Raw genomic sequence first — 21,713 nt, forward strand, 5'->3', positions numbered from 1 at the left:
GTATGTGGTCCTCGTCAACGACGAGGCCGAATACTCGATCTGGCCCACGAACAAGCCGCTGCCGAACGGGTGGCGTGACGCGGGGCGGACGGGCACCAGGTCGGAGTGCCTCGCGTACGTCGATGAGGTGAGCGCCGATGAACCAGCGGGCGCCGCCGAGGCGGCCGAGTTCGTCGAGCCGGTGACCGCCGCTGAGCGGCAGGCCTGCGCCGTGGTCGCGGAGGTGCTCGGAATCGAGCGTGTCGGCGTCAACGACAACTTCTTCGTACGCGGCGGCACCTCGCTGCTCGCGATCCGCCTCCTGGAGAAGCTCCGCGCGGTCGGATTGCAGGTGAGCCCCAAGGACGTGTTCGAGGCCGGAGACGTGGGAGAGCTGGCGCGGCGGCTGCAACCCCTGCGGAAGCTCCACGAGGCGCAGCCGAACAAAATCCCACCCGACGCGCAGCGGATCACCCCAGAGATGCTGACGCTGGTGGCGCTGGATCAGGACTCGATCGACGAGATCGTGGCGCTGGTGCCCGGGGGCGCGAGCAATGTTCAGGACATCTACCCGCTCACTCCGTTGCAGGAGGGGTTCGTCTTCCAGCACCTGGCGTCGGAGGTCGACCCGTATCTGACCTCCCTCGTCCTTCACTTCGACGCGGAGCAGGACCTGGCGCGCTTCACGCGAGGGCTTGACGAGTTCGTCGCGCGGCATGACATCCTCCGTACATCGGTCGTGTGGCACATTCGCCCGCGCCCCGTGCAGGTCGTCTGGCGCCGCGCGACGCTCTCGACTCATCGGCGCGAGTCGGTCACGACAGAGGAAGAACTCCTGGCCATCGGTGCGGCGCAGGCGACCGGGTTCGATCTGCAGCGGGCGCCCCTCATGCGCGCCACGGAGGCACCGAACCCACAGGGGGGCTGGAGCCTCCTGCTGGTACTTCACCACGTCATCGACGACGACGTGCTGCTCAGGAACCTCGCCAGCGAGTTCCACGCCCGGGCCGCGGGCCGGAGCCTTCCGGCGCCCGCCCCGTTTCGGAACTTCGTCTCATACCTGTCGAGTCGTGACCCGAAGGCGAGCGAGTCTTTCTGGCGGGAACAGCTCGAGGGGCTCCGTGAGTCGACGAACCCAATCCGCGGCCGCCGCGCGAGGCCAGCCACCCGTGGGAGCGTGCTGGGACGCGACCTGACCGAGCGGGTCCGCGAGACCAGCCGCGCATGCGCCGTGGTCCCCGCGGCGCTCATGCACCTGGCGTATGCCGTCGTCCTCGCCCGGCGTGGCGGGACTGACGACGTCGTGTTCGGGACCGTCCTGAACGGACGTTCGGCGCCGGTCGTGGGGCTGGAAGCAACGGCCGGCATGTTCCTCAGCACGCTGCCGGTCCGCGTCCGCCTCGACCAGGGAAGCGTGCGGGGCGCGCTCTCTCGCATGCACGCGCTGCTCGCGGAGCTGCCCGCACATGACCATGTGCCGCTGCCCATGATTCAGAGCTGGTCGAGCATTCCGCCCTCAGCCCCGCTGTTCTCGGCGCTCCTGAACACCAGGCACGCGACGGACGACGGGACGGATCGCCTCTTCCATGGGGACCTCGGCGTGCGGGACGGCCGCGCAGGCGAGGCAACGCACTACCCCTTCGCGCTGAGCATCAACGACGTCGCCGACGGCTATCAACTGGTCCTGCAGACCGTCGCTGACGATGGCGAGGCCGTCCTGGCCAGGTTCGAGCAGGTCCTGGCGTGCATCGTCGCGGACGTGGAGCAACCGGTTACGGCCGTGCTCCCTGGGACGGCGCTCGAGGCGTCCGTGCGGCGGAGCCTGGCGTTCTGGCGGTCAAGGCTCGCGGGGGCGCCCCAGGCGATTGACATGCCGACTGACCGCGCACGAGACGGCGCGCGGAGTTACCAGGCTGGACTGATGGGGTTTCAGGTCGCCCCGGCGCTTGAGAAGAAGCTCGCCGAGTTCAACGTCGAGCGCGACGCGACGCCATACGTGACGCTCCTCTCCGCCTTCGTTGCCCTGCTGTATCGCTACACGCACCAGGAAGACATGGTCATCGGCTCGCCGGTGGCTCCTGGCCAGTCTGGCGGTGCATTGCCGCTCCGGCTAGGCGTGCGCGGCGAGGACTCCTTCACGGCGCTCGTGCAGAAGGTGCGCGAGACGGTGCTTGAGGCGCTCGAACACCCAGTGGCGCTGGAAGACCTCGTGCGCGAAGTCGGCACGGATCCGCTCTTCCAGGTCACGTTCGCGTTGCAGCCGCTGCGGCTGGAGCACACCTCGGCGATGTTCGACCTCATCCTGACGTTGGGTGACGAGGGGGAGGGGCTGGAGGGGAGCGTCAACTACGCGTCGGCGCTGTTCGACGCCGGGACGGCGGAACGGCTGGCGAAGCACTACCTGGCGCTGCTGGAGTCCATGCTGGCCGAGCCGGAGCGGGCGATTGGGGAGCAGCCGCTCATCTCCGAGGACGAGCGGCGCGGGCTGCTGGAGGCGGGCCGGGGGCCCGTCACCGAACTGCCGAGCGGGAGCATCGCGGAGGTCTTCGAGTCGGTCGTGGCGGGTGGGCCGGAGGCGATTGCGGTCGTGTGCGCGAACGCGGAGGGGCGGCCGTCGGTGACGTACGGCGAGTTGAACCGGCGGGCCAACCAGCTGGCGCGCTACCTGCGAGAGGCGAGCCCCACCCGGCTGGCGCGCGTCGGGATTGCGATGGAGCGCTCGCTGGCGTCGCTGGTGTCGACCCTGGCGGTGCTCAAGGCTGGAGCGGCCTATGTCCCCCTGGACCCGCACGCTCCCGCCGAGCGCCTGCGGTTCATCATCAACGACACGGACCTCGACCTGATTCTCACCGATGGCGCGGTGGGGCTGGACGGGGGCGGCCGGCCAACGGTGGACGTGCGTGAGCGCGGGGCGGCGATTGACGCGTTGCCGGGCGAGGACCTGGCGCGTCACGGGGGAGCGGATGACCTCGCGTATATCATGTACACGTCGGGCTCGACGGGGCGGCCCAAGGGCGTATGCGTGCGCCAGCGCGGCGTGGTGCGGTTGGTATGCAATACCAACTACTTCGCGGGGGCAGGGGGCCTGCGATTCACACACCTGAGCCCGACGACGTTCGACGCGGCGACGTTCGAAATCTGGGGAAGTCTGCTCAATGGGGCGACGATGGTGCTGCTGGAGGGTCGGCAGCTGTCGCTCGACGCCCTCGCCGGGGCGCTGGAGCGCGAGCGTGCGGAGGTCGTCTGGCTGACCACGGGGCTGTTCAAGTTGCTGGTCGAGCATCGGCTCGATGCCCTGAAGCACGTGAGGTACCTTGCCACCGGCGGTGACGTGGCGCCGCTGGCGCAGGTGTCGAAGGTGCTCGCGGCGCTGCCGGGGTGCACGCTGGTCAACGGGTACGGCCCGACCGAGAACACCACGTTTTCGACGACGTTCCAGGTGCCAGCCGGCCACGCCTGCACCCGTCCGCTGCCCATCGGCAAGCCCATCGCCAATAGCAGCGCCTTCGTGGTGGACGCGCGCGGGGAGCTCGTCCCATGTGGCGTGGTCGGGGAGCTGTACGTCGGTGGGGCAGGGGTGGCGGGGGGCTACTGGAACCAGCCGGAGCTGACGGCGGAGCGCTTCGTCACGTCGCCGTCGCTCGGCGCCGGTCCGCTGTATCGAACTGGCGACCTCGCGAGGTGGCGTGCGGACGGCAACCTCGACTTCCTGGGCCGCGCGGACCAGCAAGTCAAGATTCGCGGCTTCCGCATCGAGCCCGCGGAGATAGAAGCGGTGCTGGCGGAGCGCGCGGGTGTTCGAGAAGTGGTGGTCGTGGCACGTGAGGACGCGCTCGGCCAACGCGGGCTGGTTGCATACTGTGTCGCCGCGAATGACGTGTCGCCGGGCGAGTTGCGCGCCGTGGCCGAGCAGTATCTGCCGGACTACATGATCCCGGCCGTGTTCGTGACGCTTCCCTCGCTCCCGCTGCTGCCGAGCGGAAAAGTGGATCGGCGGGCGCTGCCGGCACCGGACGCTGCGCGCCGCACTGGTGCTCCGGCGTACGTCCCACCGCAGTCAGCGCTGGAGGAGTCGATCGCCGCGATCTGGCGGGAGGTCCTCCACCTGGAACGCGTCGGGTGCACCGACAACTTCTCAGACCTCGGCGGTCATTCACTCAACGCGATGCTGATGGCGGCACGCGTTCGCAAGGAGCTCGGTGTCGACGTCCTGCTCCGAGACCTGCTCGCGCGTCCAACCATCCGGCAGCAGGCGGACTTCTTCGCGGCGGCCGGCGCGGGACGGACGAAGCGGGCACGGAGTGCGCAGGCCGCGGTGGCGGCGCCGACGCCGCGGCAGCGACGGACGTACGTCCTGAGCGAGCTCGACGCAGGTACTCGCTACAACAGGCCGCGCGCCTGCCACATCGACGGGGAACTGGATGTGGGCGGGCTGGAAGAGGCGCTGCGTGCGTTGATCCGGCGGCACGAGGTGTTGCGGACCTCTTTCGAGGAGCGGGACGGTGGGATCGTCAAGCTCGTGCATGAGGAGGTGCCGTTCTCTGTCGGAGTGGCTCAGCCCGCGCGTGAGCCGGAGGAGCTCGTGCGGCCGTTCGATTTGAGCACCGCCCCCCTGATGCGGGTGGAGCTCGGCGCACGGGGCGGCTCCGCCGCGCTGCTGATGGTGGACGTGCACCGGATCGCCGCCGAGCCGGCGTTGCTCGCGGACCTGGATGCCGTGCTGGCGGCGCACGGGCTGCTCCCGATTCAGGTCGGGGAGCGCTCAATTGACGAGGGGGCGGACGCGTATGAACGAAGCTACCCGCTCGCGCCCCAGCAGCGGCAACTGTGGTTCCTGCACGAGCTGAACGGCGCGAACAGCGTCTACAACATGATTGCCGCCGTCGAGGTGACGGGAGTCATCGACGCTGGCGCGTTCGCGTCGGCCGTGAATCAGGTCATTTCGCGGCACGACGGCCTGCGCACGACGTTCGAGCTGCGCGATGGCGGGCCGGTCCAGATCGCCCATGACACTCTTCAGGGAGTGTTTTCCTACGACGACCTGCGCGCGTTGCCGGCCTCGTCGCGCAGGGATGCCGCAATGGCAGTCGTGCAGCAGGAAGCCGCGCGCACGTTTGACCTGGTGCGTGGGCCGCTCATCCGGCTCAGGGTGAGCCAGACCGCGGATGACAAGGCGGTCGTCGTCTCGACCATGCATCACATCGTCTCCGACGGCTGGTCGGTCAGCTTGTTCCTGACCGAACTCATGGAAGGCTATGAGGCGCACGCGCGCGGCGCGCAGCCAGGCCATCGGGCGCTGGGAGCTCAGTACACGGACTACGTCACCTGGCGCGCGCAGTTGCCGGTGCGGCAGAGTCTTGAGTTCTGGAAGGCGAAGCTCGCGGGGGCGCCCCAGGAGATCGACCTGCCGACCGACCGCGCAAGAGACGGCGCGCGGAGTCATCAAGGAGGACTCGCGGGGTTCCAGGTCGCTCCGACGCTGGAGAAGCGGCTCGCCGAGTTCAACGTCGAGCGTGACGTGACGTCGTACGTGACGCTCTTGTCCGCCTTCGTTGCCCTGCTGCATCGCTATACACGTCAGGAAGACATGGTCATCGGTTCGCCGGTGGCGAATCGTCAGCACGGCGTTTTCCACGGTACGATGGGCTACTTCGTCAGCACGCTGCCGCTCCGCGTGAGTGTGCGCGGCGAAGAGTCGTTCACGGACCTCGTGCGAAGGGTCCGCGAGGTCGTTCTCGACGCGCTTGAGCATCAGGACGTGTCGCTGGAAGAGATTGTGAGTGAGCTCCAGCCCGACCGGGAGCCGGGCAGGAACCCTTTGTTCCAGGTGATGTTCGCCCTCCAGAACCTCCCGGCCGTAGGGGCCGTGAAGGGCCTCGAACTGCAGCCGCTGCGGCTGGAGCACACCTCGGCGATGTTCGACCTCATCCTGACGTTGGGTGACGAGGGGGAGGGGCTGGAGGGGAGCGTCAACTACGCGTCGGCGCTGTTCGACGCCGGGACGGCGGAACGGCTGGCGAAGCACTACCTGGCGCTGCTGGAGTCCATGCTGGCCGAGCCGGAGCGGGCGATTGGGGAGCAGCCGCTCATCTCCGAGGACGAGCGGCGCGGGCTGCTGGAGGCGGGCCGGGGGCCCGTCACCGAACTGCCGAGCGGGAGCATCGCGGAGGTCTTCGAGTCGGTCGTGGCGGGTGGGCCGGAGGCGATTGCGGTCGTGTGCGCGAACGCGGAGGGGCGGCCGTCGGTGACGTACGGCGAGTTGAACCGGCGGGCCAACCAGCTGGCGCGCTACCTGCGAGAGGCGAGCCCCACCCGGCTGGCGCGCGTCGGGATTGCGATGGAGCGCTCGCTGGCGTCGCTGGTGTCGACCCTGGCGGTGCTCAAGGCTGGAGCGGCCTATGTCCCCCTGGACCCGCACGCTCCCGCCGAGCGCCTGCGGTTCATCATCAACGACACGGACCTCGACCTGATTCTCACCGATGGCGCGGTGGGGCTGGACGGGGGCGGCCGGCCAACGGTGGACGTGCGTGAGCGCGGGGCGGCGATTGACGCGTTGCCGGGCGAGGACCTGGCGCGTCACGGGGGAGCGGATGACCTCGCGTATATCATGTACACGTCGGGCTCGACGGGGCGGCCCAAGGGCGTATGCGTGCGCCAGCGCGGCGTGGTGCGGTTGGTATGCAATACCAACTACTTCGCGGGGGCAGGGGGCCTGCGATTCACACACCTGAGCCCGACGACGTTCGACGCGGCGACGTTCGAAATCTGGGGAAGTCTGCTCAATGGGGCGACGATGGTGCTGCTGGAGGGTCGGCAGCTGTCGCTCGACGCCCTCGCCGGGGCGCTGGAGCGCGAGCGTGCGGAGGTCGTCTGGCTGACCACGGGGCTGTTCAAGTTGCTGGTCGAGCATCGGCTCGATGCCCTGAAGCACGTGAGGTACCTTGCCACCGGCGGTGACGTGGCGCCGCTGGCGCAGGTGTCGAAGGTGCTCGCGGCGCTGCCGGGGTGCACGCTGGTCAACGGGTACGGCCCGACCGAGAACACCACGTTTTCGACGACGTTCCAGGTGCCAGCCGGCCACGCCTGCACCCGTCCGCTGCCCATCGGCAAGCCCATCGCCAATAGCAGCGCCTTCGTGGTGGACGCGCGCGGGGAGCTCGTCCCATGTGGCGTGGTCGGGGAGCTGTACGTCGGTGGGGCAGGGGTGGCGGGGGGCTACTGGAACCAGCCGGAGCTGACGGCGGAGCGCTTCGTCACGTCGCCGTCGCTCGGCGCCGGTCCGCTGTATCGAACTGGCGACCTCGCGAGGTGGCGTGCGGACGGCAACCTCGACTTCCTGGGCCGCGCGGACCAGCAAGTCAAGATTCGCGGCTTCCGCATCGAGCCCGCGGAGATAGAAGCGGTGCTGCGCCAGCATGCACGGGTGACCGATGCGGTCGTCTGCGTCTGGCAGTCGTCAGACGACGACCCCAAGCGTCTCGTCGCCTACGTGGTCGCCAGGAGCGGTGCCACGGTTGGCGCGAGCGAGCTCCGCAGCTACCTGGAACAGCGCGTGCCCGAGTACATGGTGCCGGCGAACTACGTGTTCCTGGAGGTGCTGCCTCTCAACGCGCATCAGAAGGTCGACCGACGGGCCCTCCCTCCACCAGACGACTCGCAGGTGGCGTTTTCGGCTCCCGCGACAGCGGAGGAGGCGCTGCTCTGTCGCATCTGGGCGGAGCTGCTCGGGCTTGAGCGCCTGGGGACGCGCGACGACTTCCTGGAGCGAGGAGGCGACTCGCTGCTGGCCTTGCAGGCGGCGATGCGCGCCCGCAAGGAGGGCTTCGAGGTCGACCCGGATGTGTTCCTGCGGCAGCGCACGGTGCAGGCGAGTGCACCCCGCATGGTGCGCTGCGCTCTCCCGCCGCGAACTCCCAGCGCAGCCGATGCCGACGGTCGCAGCCTGCCACTGTCGGCGTCCCAGCAAGCGATGCTCGTGCACTCCCTGGTGAGCGGGGCCCCGGACCTCTACCTCCAGCACATCGAGGTGCCGCTGTCGGGGCCTGTCGACGCGGAGCTCATGCGAGACGCCCTGGCCACGCTGGTGTCACGGCATCCCGCGCTGCGCGCGAGCTTCGCGCTCGACGACGAGGGCATCGGCCACCAGCGCGTCCACGATGACGTCCAGGTCGCGTTCTCGTTCGCCGACCTCAGCGGCCTGGAGCCTGCGGCGCGGCGCCAGCACCTCGCGGTCCTCCGCGAACAGGACCGGCGACAAGGCAGCGTGCTGAGCTCGCCAGCGCTGGTCCGGTTCCGTCTGTTCAAGGATGCCGAGGACGCGTACCAGCTTGCCATCGTCCATCACCACATCGTGCTCGATGGCTGGAGCCTGTCGATCCTCCTCAAGGACCTGGACGACCTGTACCATGCGCGCTTGCTCGGTCGCCAGGAGCCCCGTCTGGCCGAGCCACCCCCAAGCATCCAGTCCTACGCGAAGTGGTGCGCCGAACGTGCCACCGACGCCCTGGAGGCGTTCTGGCGCGCCGAACTGGCTGGCTTCGAGGAGGCCACGACGTTCGACTCCGTGGCCCGGACACCGGAGCCCGGCGCGGCCTTCGACCATCAAGAGTGTCACGCGCGGCTGGACAGCTCCGAGGTGAGGCCCCTCTCACTGTTTGCGACCCGCCATGGGCTGACCTTGAGCACCCTGTTCCAGGGCGCCCTGGCGTATGTGCTGAGCCGCCTCTGTGGACGCGACGAGGTCATGTTTGGAGTGACCGTGTCGGGTCGACACGCGTCGTGCCCGCAGGCAGACGAGCGCGTGGGGCTCCTGATCAATACGCTGCCGGCCCGGACGAAGCTGTCGCCTGAGGCTTCCGTGCTGGCCTGGCTGAGCGCGCAGCAGCACCGCCTCGGATTGATGCGCGAGCACGGCACCGTCACCCAGGCGCAGCTTCGCGCGTGCAGCGACCTGCTCCCCGGAGCCGGGCCCTTCAAGCTGTTCGACTGCGTGCTCGTCTTCGAGAACTTTCCCGCGCCTGTGACCAGCAGCGGCTCGCGCTTCGAGTTCGGCGAGATGCGCTTCTCGGTCCCGCTGCATCTCCCGGTCGTCATCGCGGTGATCCCAACAGGGGGCACGATCCGGCTGCAGTGCAGCTATGACGGGCGGCTGTTCGACGAGGCGTTGGCGCAGCAACTCCTTCAGGCCCTCCGGCACGTCGTCTCCGAGTTCGTGCGGTGCGGGAGTCAGGGGCGGCTGCGAGACCTGCGGTTCCCGACGGTCGCGGAGACCGCGCTGCTGACCCGGTGGAACGACACCGCAACGGCGGGCCCCGGGGATGATGTCTTTGACCTGGTCGCTCGGCGGGCTGGTGCGCAGCCGGAGGCGGTCGCGATCCAGGCGGGCTCACGTCGCGTCACGTATGCCGAACTGCATCGTGATGCCGAGGCACTGGCGCGGCGGCTCCGCCACGCCGGTGTCCAGGCCGGGGACAGGGTGGGCCTGCACTTCGAACGCTCGCCCGAACTGGTGACGGCGATGTTGGCGGTCCTTCGTGCGCGCGCGTGCTTCGTGCCGCTGAGCACCACTGAGCCGATGAAGCGCGTCGACCTGAAGCTCGCCGACGCTGCACCGGCGCTCGTCCTCACGTCCCAGGCGCTGCTTGGGCGACTTGAAGGCGTGGAGTGCCTCTGCGTCGACGTGGCCGCCCCCGCAGTTGACACCGTGCTGGTCGCCGAACGCGCTCCGGTGGGGGCGGACGCGCCCGCGTACGTGATTTACACGTCGGGATCGACAGGGGCTCCCAAGGGCGTCGTCGTCTCTCGTGGTGCGCTGACGAACTACTCCGTCGCCGCGGCGGACAACTTCGCGCTCACGCCAGGCGATCGCGCGCTCCAGTTCGCCTCTGTCACGTTCGACGCATTCCTCGAGGAGGTCTTTCCGACCCTGCTCGCCGGCGCCACGCTGGTCCTACGAGACGACGTGTCGGCCGCCGACTTCCACCGCTTCTCCGAACTCTGCGTCTCGAATGAGATCTCCGTCGTCAATCTGCCGACCGCGTTCTGGGAGGGGTGGATCAACGAGATCGACTCGCTGCCGGAGTGCGTCCGCCTGGTCGTGATCGGCGGTGACGCCGCCGCGATGGCGTCGGTGTCGCGTTGGCGCAAGGTCGCCTCGCCGCAGGTTCGGCTCCTCAACACCTATGGGCCCACGGAGGGCACCATCGTGGCGACGGCGCTCGACGTGGGGGCGTGGGACGCCACGGGTTTCCACGGCCCCTCGATTCCAATCGGAACCCCGGTGGCCAACGTCCAGGCATGGGTATGCGACCCGTGGGGGGGGCCGCAACCACCGGGAGTCCCCGGTGAACTCATCATCGCTGGCGCTGGCGTGGCCATTGGCTACCTGGGCGATCCACAACAGACGCAGGCGAAGTTCATCGCGTCCGAGCCCGGTGCTCCCTTCAAGGGGCGTGCCTATCGCACGGGGGACCGCGCCCGGTGGACGAGGGATGGCGTCCTGGAGTTCCTGGGGCGGTTCGATGACCAGGTGAAGGTCAACGGCTTCCGCGTCGAGGTGAGGGAAGTGGAGGCCCTGCTCGCGCGCCACCCGAACGTGAAGGCCGCCGCCGTCAAGGCATTCCGGCGCGGCACCGCAGTGAGCCTCGTCGGCTATGTGGCCGAGCATCGCAGACTGGAACCCGCGGAGTACCGTGCCTATCTGCGCGAGCACCTCCCGGAGTACATGTGTACCAGCGAGATCGTCTCGTTGGCGCACCTGCCAATGACGTCGAGCGGCAAGGTCGACAAGCACTCCCTTGCCATGCCTGCCGCCAGGCCTGGAGCCGCGGTCTCCTCACGGGTTGGCAATGACCTCGAGGAGCTCACTGTCTCGGTGTTCAGCGACGTGCTCGGCACGGAGGTCACGCTCGACGCGGACTTCTTCGCGTTGGGAGGGACCTCCATCCTCGCGACCCTCGTCGCGTCACGCCTGCGCAAGCTCGTCGCCATGGAGGTGCCGGTTCGATGGTTGCTTGAGCATCCGACCGCGCGCGGACTGGCTCGCGCCCTCTCCGGTGCTCGTCGCGGAGACGGGCACCTCGCCCACGCGTGTGCGATTCCGCTGAAGTCCAGGGGCGACAAGGCACCTGTGTTCTTCGTGCCGGGGGTGTTCGGCTCGGTGGTCTACCTGAGCGCGCTCGCGAGGGCCTTCCCCGAGCATCGTCCGTTGTACGCGCTCCAGGCTCCCGGGCTGGACGGAGGAGCACCCCTCACCAGCATCGACGCGCTGGCGGAACACTACTGGCACGCCCTGCGGGCAATCCAGCCGGATGGCCCCTACCTGCTGGCCGGCCACTCCTTCGGCGGGACGGTGGCGTACGCGCTTGCTCGGCGCATCGTAGAGAGCGGCGCCTCCGTCGCGCATCTCTTCCTGGTGGACGGACAGGCTCCCACGCGGAGCCGCTGGGAAGAGCACCGTCGTGCTGACCTGCTGGCGGAGTTCGCCACGGCCTTCGGTGAATTCCTCGGGGTCGGAGCACCCGTGACCGCTGTGGAGATGGATGGCCTGGACGACGAGTCCGCCCTCGCGCTGGTGCGTCGACGGCTTGAGGAGGCGGGACTGGCCGGGGGCGGCGTTGACCTCGATACGCTGCGACGCTTCTTCGCGGTGTTCGACGCGAACATGCGCGCCCCAGTGGGTGAGCTGGACACGCCTCTCGCCGTCCACGCGACGCTGATCAAGGGAGCCCAGAGCGCGGCGCGGCAAGTGACGAACTCGAGCAGCTACGGGTGGACCGAGCGCTTCTCGCGTGAGCTCGAGGTGGTCACGATCCCGGGCGACCACTTCTCGATTTTGACAGCGCCGCTCGTGCGGCGACTGGTCGATGCGCTCGAGCAGCGGCTCCGGGGCGCCGGCGCGGAATAGGGACTTCGCGCCCCACGCGCGGTGGTGGGGCGTCACGAGACCTTTTCAAAGGAGGGACGATGGATACCAGCGATCTCAAGAAGCTGTCTGTTCGATACCACCCATCCGTGGAGGTGGGGAAGACGTCTGGCGTCCGGACGTGCAGACGCGACAGTCGCATCGCGATCTACATTCACATCCCGTTCTGCGCGACGCGGTGCCACTTCTGCACGTTTGCGATTGTCACGGGCAAGAGCGTCACCCACGACATCATGGAGGACTACCTCGAAGCCCTCAAGAAGGAGATGGCGCACTACGCCGCGATCCTGAAGGAGCAGCGTGTTCGGATCGAGACGATCCAGATTGGCGGCGGCACGCCCACGATCCTTGGAACCGGTCAGCTACAGCACCTGTTCGACTTCGTGCTCGAGACGTTCGATTGCTCGGAGCTCCACGAGATCATCGTGGAGGGCTTTCCGACCACCATCACGAAGGACAAGGTCGAAGTGCTGTCGCGTATCGATCGACTCAAGCTCAACATTGGCATCCAGACCTTCAACGAGAACAACCTCGCCGACGTGGGCCGGCGGCACTCGCTCACCGACGCGGTCTCGACGGTGAGGCTCGCGAAGGACGCGAACATCAAGTCGGTGGGGGTCGACATCATCTTCGGGTTGCCCGGCAGCACTACCGACGACGTCATCAATGACGTGAAGACGATCTCGATGCTGGGCGTGGACCATCTCGCCCTCTACCCGCTGTGGGTCTACGAGAGCACGCCGGTCGATCGCAAGATCCAGCGCGGAGCCTTGGTGCGCACGCGCTTCGATGGGCTTCAGCAGCAGATGGCCGCGGGGCAGGCGTTGCTCGTCGCGAACGGCTACGAGCGCTACACGGCGTTTCACTACACGACCTCGGACGCCCACCAGCATCAGTACGGCCTGTGGCAGATGCGTGCGCGTGAGTGGATTGGCTTCGGCATGGCCGCGATGAGCTACATGAATGGCGAGATCGTGCTGAACGAAAAGGTTCTCAGGCGCTACATCGAGAAGGTCCGCGGCGGCCTCGTCGATACCGGCTCGGGGCAGCGGTTCTCGTCCGACGAGGAGATGCGCTTCGCGCTGCAGTATGGCTTGCGGCTTCGCGACTACCCGACAGCGCAGTTCAGGGACGCGTTCGGTTGCGACGTCCAAGAGGTCTATGGGCAGGAACTCCGGTACCTATCCGAGCTGGGCCTCATCACGTTTGACGAACGGCAAATCAACCTCACGCCGGACGGCATCCTGCAGCTCGGATCCATTGAGAAGTACATCACGAGGGAGATTGCCTCGATTCCGTCCGAGCACCATTGACAAGACCCTGCGGGAGAGGCGGCTGGCCACGGAACGCCACCTCCAGACAAGGAAGGTCTCGCGATGAAGGAAACGGTTGATTGTTTGGTCATCGGCCATCATCAGATGCACTTCCCGACTTTCGTCGAGAGCATCCGACAGCTCGGTGAGGACTCGGGCGCGTTCAGGGACATCTGCACCAGCTTCTACGAGGAAGATGGCGAGGTCGTCTCGTGCACGGACTACTTCAACCGGTATCACCGGTCGCCGGACGAGTCGGAGTTCAATTACGACAACATCTTCAGCGCGACGATCGCCTATCTGTGCACGTTCTTGCGTCGGCGCGGCCTGACCTGCGCCTACCTCAATTCGTACCGCGAGGGCCGCGCCGACCTGATCGAGAAGCTCCAGAGCCATCACGTCCGTACCGTGGCGGTGACGACCACCTACTATGTCGTCGCCCTCCCGATCTCCGACATCATCGAGACGATCAGGCGCTACTCGCCGGACACGAAGATCATCCTGGGCGGTCCGTTCATCACGACCCAGAACAAGATTCACGATCATGAGTCCTTCCTGTTCACCCTGGAGCAGCTCGGAGCCGACTATTACGTCGTGAGCTCGCAGGGAGAGCAGGCGCTCGTCAATATCATCAAATCGGTCATCGACGGGGCATCTGCTGCCGGCATCGCGAACTGCATCTATCGAGATGGTGGCAAGTTCGTCGCCAACGCCCTTGAGACCGAGTCCAGCGAACTCGGCCACAACGTCGTCGATTGGTCCCTGTTCGAGAACGACGTGGGCCACCGGGGACGGAAGATGGTCAATGTCCGGACCGCGGTCTCCTGCCCGTACGCCTGCACCTTCTGCAGCTTTCCGATCCACGCAGGGTCGTACAAGTACCTCGAGCCGACCCTGGTCGCGCGCGAGCTCGACGAGCTCGAGCGACTTGAGGTCAGGAGTGTGACGTTCGTCGACGACACCTTCAATGTCCCGCTGGGGAGGTACCGTGAGTTGCTGCGACTTCTCAAGGAGCGACGATACCGGTTCAAGTGGGACTGCAACCTCAGGCTCCAGCAGATCGACGAGGAGACCATCGGCCTCATGCGCGAGGCCGGGTGCCATGGAGTGTTTCTCGGCATCGAGTCCGGCAGCGCCACGATCCTCGGGAACATGAACAAGAAGTCCCGTGTCGAGGCATACCGGCGCGGCATCAAGGTGCTGCGCCAGCACGGAATCATGAGCTACGCCTCTTTCATCGTCGGCTTCCCCGGAGAGACGGAGAGCACGATCCGCGAGACGATCGACCTCATTGAAACGGCGCAGCCGGACTTCTTTCGAGCGCAGCTCTGGTACTACGACACGTCGACGCCCATCCACAAGCAGGCGGCGAACTACAATCTGACGAACTCTCAGTTCGAGTGGTCGCACAGCACGATGACGTCGCGAGAGGCCCAGTGGTGGGTCGACTACCTTCATCGTCACATCGAGAACTCGGTGTGGTTGCCACAGAATGACTTCGACTATCCGAGCCTGTTCAACCTGCTCAGTCGAGGCTGGAGCGTCGAGCGCATCAAGGGGATGCTGCGAGCGTTCAACGCCAAGGTCCGGGCAGGGCTGTTGTCACCCGCGCCGCCGGCTGGTGCCGCGAGCATGGACTCGGAACTCCTCGCGCGCGCGGAGCTGAAGTTCTGACGGGAATCGACATCGCCAACCCCGAGCCCCAGGTCCGTACGCATGAACGAGATGTTGTCGGCAGAAGCGATCAAGAACAAACAGACGACATACTGGCGCAACCGGAGCGTGGACGCGCTCACGTGCGCGTCGTTGATCCAGTATCTGTCCGTCGATCGCCCCTCTCCTGGGCGACGCCGAGCCCGTGTCGGACTGGAGATCAGTGACGAGGCATCCGGGAACCTGCTCCGGATCGCGGGCGGCTCGGACATGGCCGTCTACATCCTGTTCGTCACCGTATTCAAGGCCGCCGTGGCGCGGTTTACCGGTGAGCCGCGGGTGTCGTTGCTGTCGCCAACCTACCGCGAACCCGCCACGCGCGCGCTGGCGTCATCACGGGGGGGCGCCGACTACGTCCTCCTCCAGGATCAGGTCGACCTGGGAGGAGGGCTGAGGGAGAACGGCGCCATCACGCAGCGCACCGTGATTGGCGCCTACTCGAATCAGGATTACTTCGCGGCCGAGCTCACCGGTGCCTCCCGTGACCTCGTCGATGCTCATGTCTTGATTTCGTCCCAGGCGCTCCATGACCGCACGGACCTGTCCGACCGGTCGCCCCTTGTCGCCCACGTTTCACGGCGAGGGACGAGGCTGGAGGCGGAGCTGGTGCTCGATCCGGATGTGGTCGAGCAGCGGCTGGCCGAGTCGTTCGCGCGCTACCTTTCGCTCCTGGTCGACCGGAGCAGTCGCGAGACGTCCAGGGCGTTCAACGACATCGAGTGGCTCGCGGATGCGGACGCGGCGCGGCTGGCCGCGTTTTCGCAGGGCACCGTGCGTCCCATTGAGGACTGCGCGCTTCACGAGCTGTTCGAGTGGCAGGCGGGGAAGACCCCTTTGGCGACCGCGCTGAGCTGCGGCGACCAGCGCGTCACCTATGCCGAGCTCAACGCCATGAGCGAGCGCGCCGCGCGGGGGCTTGTCGCCCGTGGCGTCAAGCCGGGCGACTTCGTCGTGCTGCTGTACAGCCGAAGCGTGGAGATGGTCGCGGCGATCCTGGCGGTCGGAAAGGCAGGTGCCGCCTTCGTGCCGGTCGGCTCCGACCTGCCGGCCGCCCGCGTCGCCGCGATCCTCGACCAGGCGTCGCCACGCTGCGTGCTGACCAACCTGGAGCGAAGCAAGGTGCCGGGCGGGGCCTTGGTGCTGACGGTGGATGAGGCAAGTGCCTCGGGTGACGATGCCATCGCGCTCCCTCCGTCGCGCGAGTTCGCCCGCGACGGCATCGCGTATGCCATCTTCACCTCGGGGTCGACCGGAACGCCCAAAGGCGTCTTGATTGAGCATCGGGGCATCGTCAACGCCGTCACCTGCTGGACCGCGGCGCATGGGGTCTCGCCGGGGCACCGCATGTTGCAGGTGTTCTCGTCCGCCTTCGACGGGTTTGTCCTGACCTTCTTCTCGTCGCTCGCCGGGGGGGCCACGACGGTGCTGGTGAAGGACAACGAGGCCCGCACGCCCTCTGCGCTCGTGCGGCACATCCGCCAGCATGCAATCACGCATAGCTGCCTCACTCCGGCCCTGTTTCACGGAATCCTGGAAGAGGCCTCGGAGGCGGATCTGTCCTCACTCGTGGGCGTGGCGCTGGCGGGAGATGTCACGCGGCGGGCAACGGTTGCGCTGTGCCGCTCGTTGAACCCTCGGGTGGCTCTGTCCAACGGCTACGGCCCGACGGAGAACTCGGTGGTCTCGACCTTCCATCCGAACATGGAGGTCGAGTCGGTGCAGGTGATTGGGAAGCCGGTCGGCAACGTCGGGCTCTACATCCTCGACGCCGCGCTTCGGCCAGTTCCGCCGGGGGTCTTCGGGCAGATCGCGTTGAGCGGGCCGGGGCTGGCGCGAGGATACCTGAACGACCCGGAGCGGACCGCCGAGCGCTTCGTGACGTGGCGAGGTCAGCGGATCTATCTGTCCGGCGACGTTGGCCGGTGGCGTCCAGATGGCACGGTCGAGTTCCGTGGTCGCTCGGACGATCAGGTCAAGCTGCGCGGGTATCGCATCGAGCTCGAGGACATCCGGCGTCAGCTCCTGCTGCACGACGGCGTGAAGGAGGCGGTCGTCTTTGTCGACGAGGCTGTCCCCGACGCGGCCCTGGTCGCGTGCTTCACCGCGTCCGATGCCGTCAACGTGGACGCGCTGCGTGAGCACCTGCGGGCGCGCCTGCCGGAGTACATGGTGCCCGCCGAGGTCGTGCGGCTCGACGAGATACCGCTGACGCAGGCCGGGAAGTACGACCTCGTCGAGGTCAGGGCGCGCGCGAGGAGTCAACGAGCACGCTCGAATGACGAGCAGCCGGCCACCGACGTTGAGCGACGCCTCGCGGTGATGTGGTCGAAGCTTCTCGAGCTCGACAACATCGCCGTGAACAAGAGCTTCTTCGCGCTGGGGGGCCACTCCCTGAAGGCCACCCGGCTATTGGCCCGCATCCACGCCGAGTTCGGGGTCACGTTGTCTCTGGATGAGGTGTTCCGCTCGAACACGGTCCGGAAGCTGGCGGCGGTCATCGAGCGCGAACGTGAGCCCCTGAATACGGCGATCCAGACGGTTGGCGACAGGGCAGGGTATCCGCTGTCGCCGGCGCAGCAGCGCATGCTGGTGCTCGCGGCCGATGACGCGTTGCAGATGAGCTACAGCGTGCCCGTCGTGTTCGAGCTCGCGGGCGAGCTCGACGTCGCCTGGCTGGAGGCGTCGCTCAACGCGGTGGTGAAGCGGCATGACGGCCTCCGGACGTACTTCGTCTGGGAGGAGAGCGGTGTGTCGCAGGCGATCGAGCGCGAGTGCACGCTCTCCATTCGCCGGCAGACGGTCGCGGCGACCGACGACCTTTCCGACGCGCTACGTGCGCTGAGGACTCGCTTCGACCTGTCACGAGCTCCGTTGTTGGCGGTGACGCTCGTGGATGCGGCGGACCGCGGCCGGTACTTGTTCTTCGAATTCCATCACGTCATCGTCGATGAGACGTCGCTGGGCATCTTCTTCCGAGAGCTGCAGTCGGCCTACAACAGAGGCGAGCTCGGGCCGGTGCCGTCGCTGCGCTACGTCGACTACGCCACGTGGCAGCGAGACCAACAGCGGGCCTCGCCGTACATGGCGCAGCTCGCCTACTGGAAGGACAAGCTGGCCAGGGCGCGGCTCGGGCCAGTCGCGCTGCCCTTCACGGAGGGCTCTGACGGATGCGAGACCGGCCGTGGCGACCAGCACGTCGTCTGCGTCGACGAGCAACTGGCGAGTTCGATTCGGGAGCTGTGCCGGCGCGAGGAGTTGACGCTGTTCATGTTGTTCGCGGGCTCGTTCGCCCTCCACCTCCACCGGCTGACCAGACAGGACGAAATCGTCATCGGCAGCCCGATCTCCGAGCGGTCGCGGCCCGAGACGCACGGCGTGATAGGGCTGTTCCTGAACACGCTGCCGCTGCTCTACCGGTTCGATGAGCGCGCCGCGGTCGGTCAGTTCTTGCAGACCGTCAAGAAGGAGTTGCTGCGCGACATGGCGAACGCGGACGCGCAACTCGAGGACATCCTGCGGAGCCTCGCGGTGGCGCGTACGGTCGACAACCGCTCTGTCTTCAACGTGATGGTCGCGATGATTGAGGATGGGGCCGAAACGCTGCGGCTCGGAGATACGAAGGCCAGAGCGATTGACGTCCACAACGGGACCGCGAAGTTCGATCTGCTGCTGGAGGTTCGCGCGACGGATGGCGACCTCCGCCTGGTGTTCGAGTACGCGCGCGAACGCCTTCACGCGTCCACGGTCGAGGCGCTCGGCCGCGGGTTCGTGGCGCTGCTGCAGCGGATTGTCGCCGCGCCTGACGTGGCCCTCGCTGGCCTCGGCGTGATCGACGACGGCGAGCCCTGGCGCATTGACGCCAGCCCGCCCACTGTCAGCGAGGACGACACGCGCGCCGTACTGGAGGACGGCGCGCTCGCGAACGAGTTGGTCCGCACCTGGGCGAACGTCCTGAAAATCTCGCCTGATGGGATTGGCAGGAACGACAGCTTCTTCATGCTCGGTGGCGACTCTCTTGCCGTGACGGTCGTCGCGAAGGCAGTGAGAGAGTGGGGCTATCCGGTCAAGCTTCGCGAGCTGTTCGCGAACGACACAATCGCGAAGCTCTGCGCGCTGCTCGGCGACCGGCGGGTGTGAGCCCCTGAGGTCGTTCGCCGTCGAGGGATATCGTGCTTGCCATTGCTTCACCCGCGCGCGCCTCGTCCCCGATGCCGTTGGCCATCAGGGCGAGCAGCACCTCTTGCACGCCGGAGCGACGTCCGGCGGCGCGGGGTGACGAGCTGGACAGGAGGCAGTTCACGGAGCTCTCGCTGGTGTCGGACCGACGGTTGTCGCTCATTGCCCGACGCCAGTGCTCGCTCGCCATCAACGGGGATTCGCGGCCGGCTCGACTGGCGGAGGGCTCATCGCGACCCGTGGGTGGTGCGCCGGTTGGCTGGCAGCAAGTCAGGACAGGACACGGAAGCAGGAGACGAAAATGGAAGCGGCCTTGAGAGAAATCTGGTGCAAGCTGCTCGGAGTCGACTCGGTCTCGAGTTCAAGCAACTTCTTCATTGAAGGTGGGGACTCCGCGAAGCTCGTCGCGCTCGCGATGGAGATTCGTAAGGAGTTCTCAATCGAGATGCCCCTCATGTCTATCTTCGAGGCCCAGAGCTTCGGGAACCTGAGCGCCGAAGTCAGCAGGCGGATGTCGCAGACGTGCACGAATGGGAGCATCGACCGATGAGCGACGTCCAGTACGACCAGTTCCTATCCCGCATCTACGACGACGCACCGTACTTCGGCCAGGCGAGATCGCGTGAGCCCGAGCTGTTCAACGGGTTCTACTTCAAGCACCTGCGCGACAAGACCCGCCGAGTCCTCGAGTTCGGCTCTGGGACCGGCATGCTCACCGTGCCACTGGCACGCGCTGGGTTCCTGGTGGACAGCGTCGACATCTCGTCGTCCATGCAGGAGGTCCTGGCAGGAAAGCTCCGCGCGGAGGATTCCTCGGTCGCGAAGCGGGTGCGGCAGCTCACCGCGGACGCACTGTCGTACCTCGGCGAGGAGCCGTACGACTCGATTGTCATGCCCGAGGGGCTCGTGATCGCGCTCCCCGACCGCGCGCTACAGATTGCATTGTTTGAGAGCTGCCACAGGAACCTGCGCAAGGGCGGGCGCATCTATGCCGATTTCGTCCAGCCACGGTACAAGGTGGTCTACGAACAGAAGCTCCAGGAGCACACGCGCTTCCGGACGCGCGATGGTGACGAATACCTGCTGTCGGTGACGTTTCGGAATGACCGACACTCGCAGGTCGAGGAGTGGGATGCGGTGTTCGCCAGGAAAGGCGCGCCGGAGCGCATCGCCGTCACGGTCAGCTTCCGATTCCTGTTCCATTCCGAGCTCCAGTTCATGCTGGAGCGTTGCGGCTTCAAGGTGATTGAAATTGACGTGAACCATGCGGGCGGCCTGGGGTTCGCGGTGATCGCCGAGAAGGTCTGACCTGAGAGCGAGATCCTCGTGCAGCCATTCGACCTTTTGGACGTCGACACCTTCTCGCGCGGTACCCCGTTCGGGGCGCTGGCCCGGCTACGCCGACAGTCGCCGGTCTCCTGGCACGAGCTTCCCTCCGCGGCGCGCGTTGCAGGGGCGCGTCCGGATGGCTTCTGGCTCGTCACCACCTATCGCGACATCGTCGAGGTCTCGAAGGACACGACGACCTATGTCTCGAACAAGGGGATTGTGCTCGCGGATGCTCCAGAGCCGCCGTTGCCGCCACAGTTCATGATGAGCCGGGACGGCTTCGCTCACCTCGATCCGCCAAAACACCCGATCTACCGCAAGATCATCGCTCCGCTGTTCACGCCCGCAGCCGTCGCCGAACGCGAGCAGCGCATCCGGGCTCACGCCGCTGCCACCCTTGACCGCGCGATGGCGATGCGTGACCTCGACTTCGTGCGGGAGGTCGCGGAAGCATTCCCGATTCGCGTCGTCTACGGTGACGTGCTGGGGTTTCCGGCTGATGATCTCGACCGGGCACGCGTCTGGGGTGACGTGCTCATCCGTGCCGCGGGCCTGCCTCCGACAGACAAGGAATACGAGTCGGTCGGCAGCCAGGCGATGAGGGCCCTCTACGAGGTCTACGACTATGGGCTCGAAGCGATGCATTCGCGCCGCCGCAGCCCTCGGCCCGACGTGCTCAGTGCGCTCGCGAACGCGACGGGGCCTGAGGGCGAGCCAGTTCCCGATGACATGTTCCTGAGCTACTTCTGGTCGCTGGTCACAGGCGCGTACGATACGACGGCGAGCACGATTGCTGGTGGCCTGCTCGCGCTCTCCGAGTTCCCCCAGGAGCGCGAGAAGCTCTTCGCCGATCCGACCCTCGTCCCGGCCGCGGTCGAGGAGATGCTCCGGTGGGTGACTCCGGTCGTCTACTTCCGGAGGACCGTGTCCAAGGACACCGTGCTCGATGGGCACTCAATCAAGGAGGGCCAGCGTGTCGTCATGTGCTACGCGGCGGCCAATCGGGATGAAGAAGAGTTTCCGGAGCCCGACGTCTTCGACATCACGCGGACTCCAAACCGGCATCTATCGTTCGGATATGGCCCCCATTTTTGTCTCGGGGCGCGCCTCGCCCGCGTGGAGATCGGAATCCTGCTCGAGGAGATGATCCGTCGAAGGGTCATCGTCCATGTGCGCGGCGACGTCCTTCATGCGCGTTCGAACTTCATCAACCGCATCAAGCAGATGCCGGTCGCGTTGACCGGCAGCGTTCTAACATGACTCGGACCTCGCTCTCCCAG

General features: G+C 66.9%; 7 protein-coding genes. All 7 read left to right on the forward strand.

Annotation, left to right across the window (positions count from 1 at the left end; translation table 11 throughout):
- The first annotated feature begins 4 nt into the window (after window positions 1–4).
- The 7 genes from HV824_RS04100 to HV824_RS38135 all read left to right on the forward strand — a co-directional run bounded on the left by HV824_RS04100 (window position 5) and on the right by HV824_RS38135 (window position 21,693).
- Window positions 5–11,884: a non-ribosomal peptide synthetase gene (locus HV824_RS04100; protein ID WP_176422696.1), complete on the forward strand. Its 11,880-nt coding sequence runs from the start codon at window positions 5–7 to the stop codon at window positions 11,882–11,884.
- A gap of 59 nt (window positions 11,885–11,943) precedes the next feature.
- Window positions 11,944–13,215, forward strand: coding sequence for a coproporphyrinogen-III oxidase family protein (locus HV824_RS04105; protein ID WP_176415318.1), 1,272 nt, complete (start codon window positions 11,944–11,946; stop codon window positions 13,213–13,215).
- A 63-nt stretch (window positions 13,216–13,278) separates the two neighbouring features.
- Window positions 13,279–14,889, forward strand: a complete 1,611-nt coding sequence (locus HV824_RS04110) for a radical SAM protein (RefSeq protein WP_176422697.1) — start codon at window positions 13,279–13,281, stop codon at window positions 14,887–14,889.
- A 42-nt stretch (window positions 14,890–14,931) separates the two neighbouring features.
- The gene (locus HV824_RS04115; RefSeq protein ID WP_176422698.1) at window positions 14,932–19,065 is read left to right on the forward strand and encodes a non-ribosomal peptide synthetase; all 4,134 of its coding nucleotides are present in this window, start codon (window positions 14,932–14,934) and stop codon (window positions 19,063–19,065) included.
- 340 nt (window positions 19,066–19,405) lie between these two features.
- Entirely contained in the window at window positions 19,406–19,654 is a 249-nt protein-coding gene (locus HV824_RS04120) for an acyl carrier protein (protein WP_176415321.1), read from the forward strand.
- On the forward strand, window positions 19,651–20,412 hold the full coding sequence (locus tag HV824_RS04125) for a bifunctional 2-polyprenyl-6-hydroxyphenol methylase/3-demethylubiquinol 3-O-methyltransferase UbiG (RefSeq protein ID WP_176422699.1): 762 nt from the start codon (window positions 19,651–19,653) through the stop codon (window positions 20,410–20,412). The genes HV824_RS04120 and HV824_RS04125 overlap by 4 nt, the downstream gene beginning before the upstream one ends.
- Window positions 20,413–20,430: 18 nt before the next feature.
- On the forward strand, window positions 20,431–21,693 hold the full coding sequence (locus tag HV824_RS38135; protein WP_176415323.1) for a cytochrome P450: 1,263 nt from the start codon (window positions 20,431–20,433) through the stop codon (window positions 21,691–21,693).
- The last annotated feature ends 20 nt before the right edge of the window (window positions 21,694–21,713 follow it).

Source organism: Myxococcus sp. AM009, from assembly GCF_013372605.1.
Lineage (GTDB): Bacteria > Myxococcota > Myxococcia > Myxococcales > Myxococcaceae > Myxococcus > Myxococcus vastator.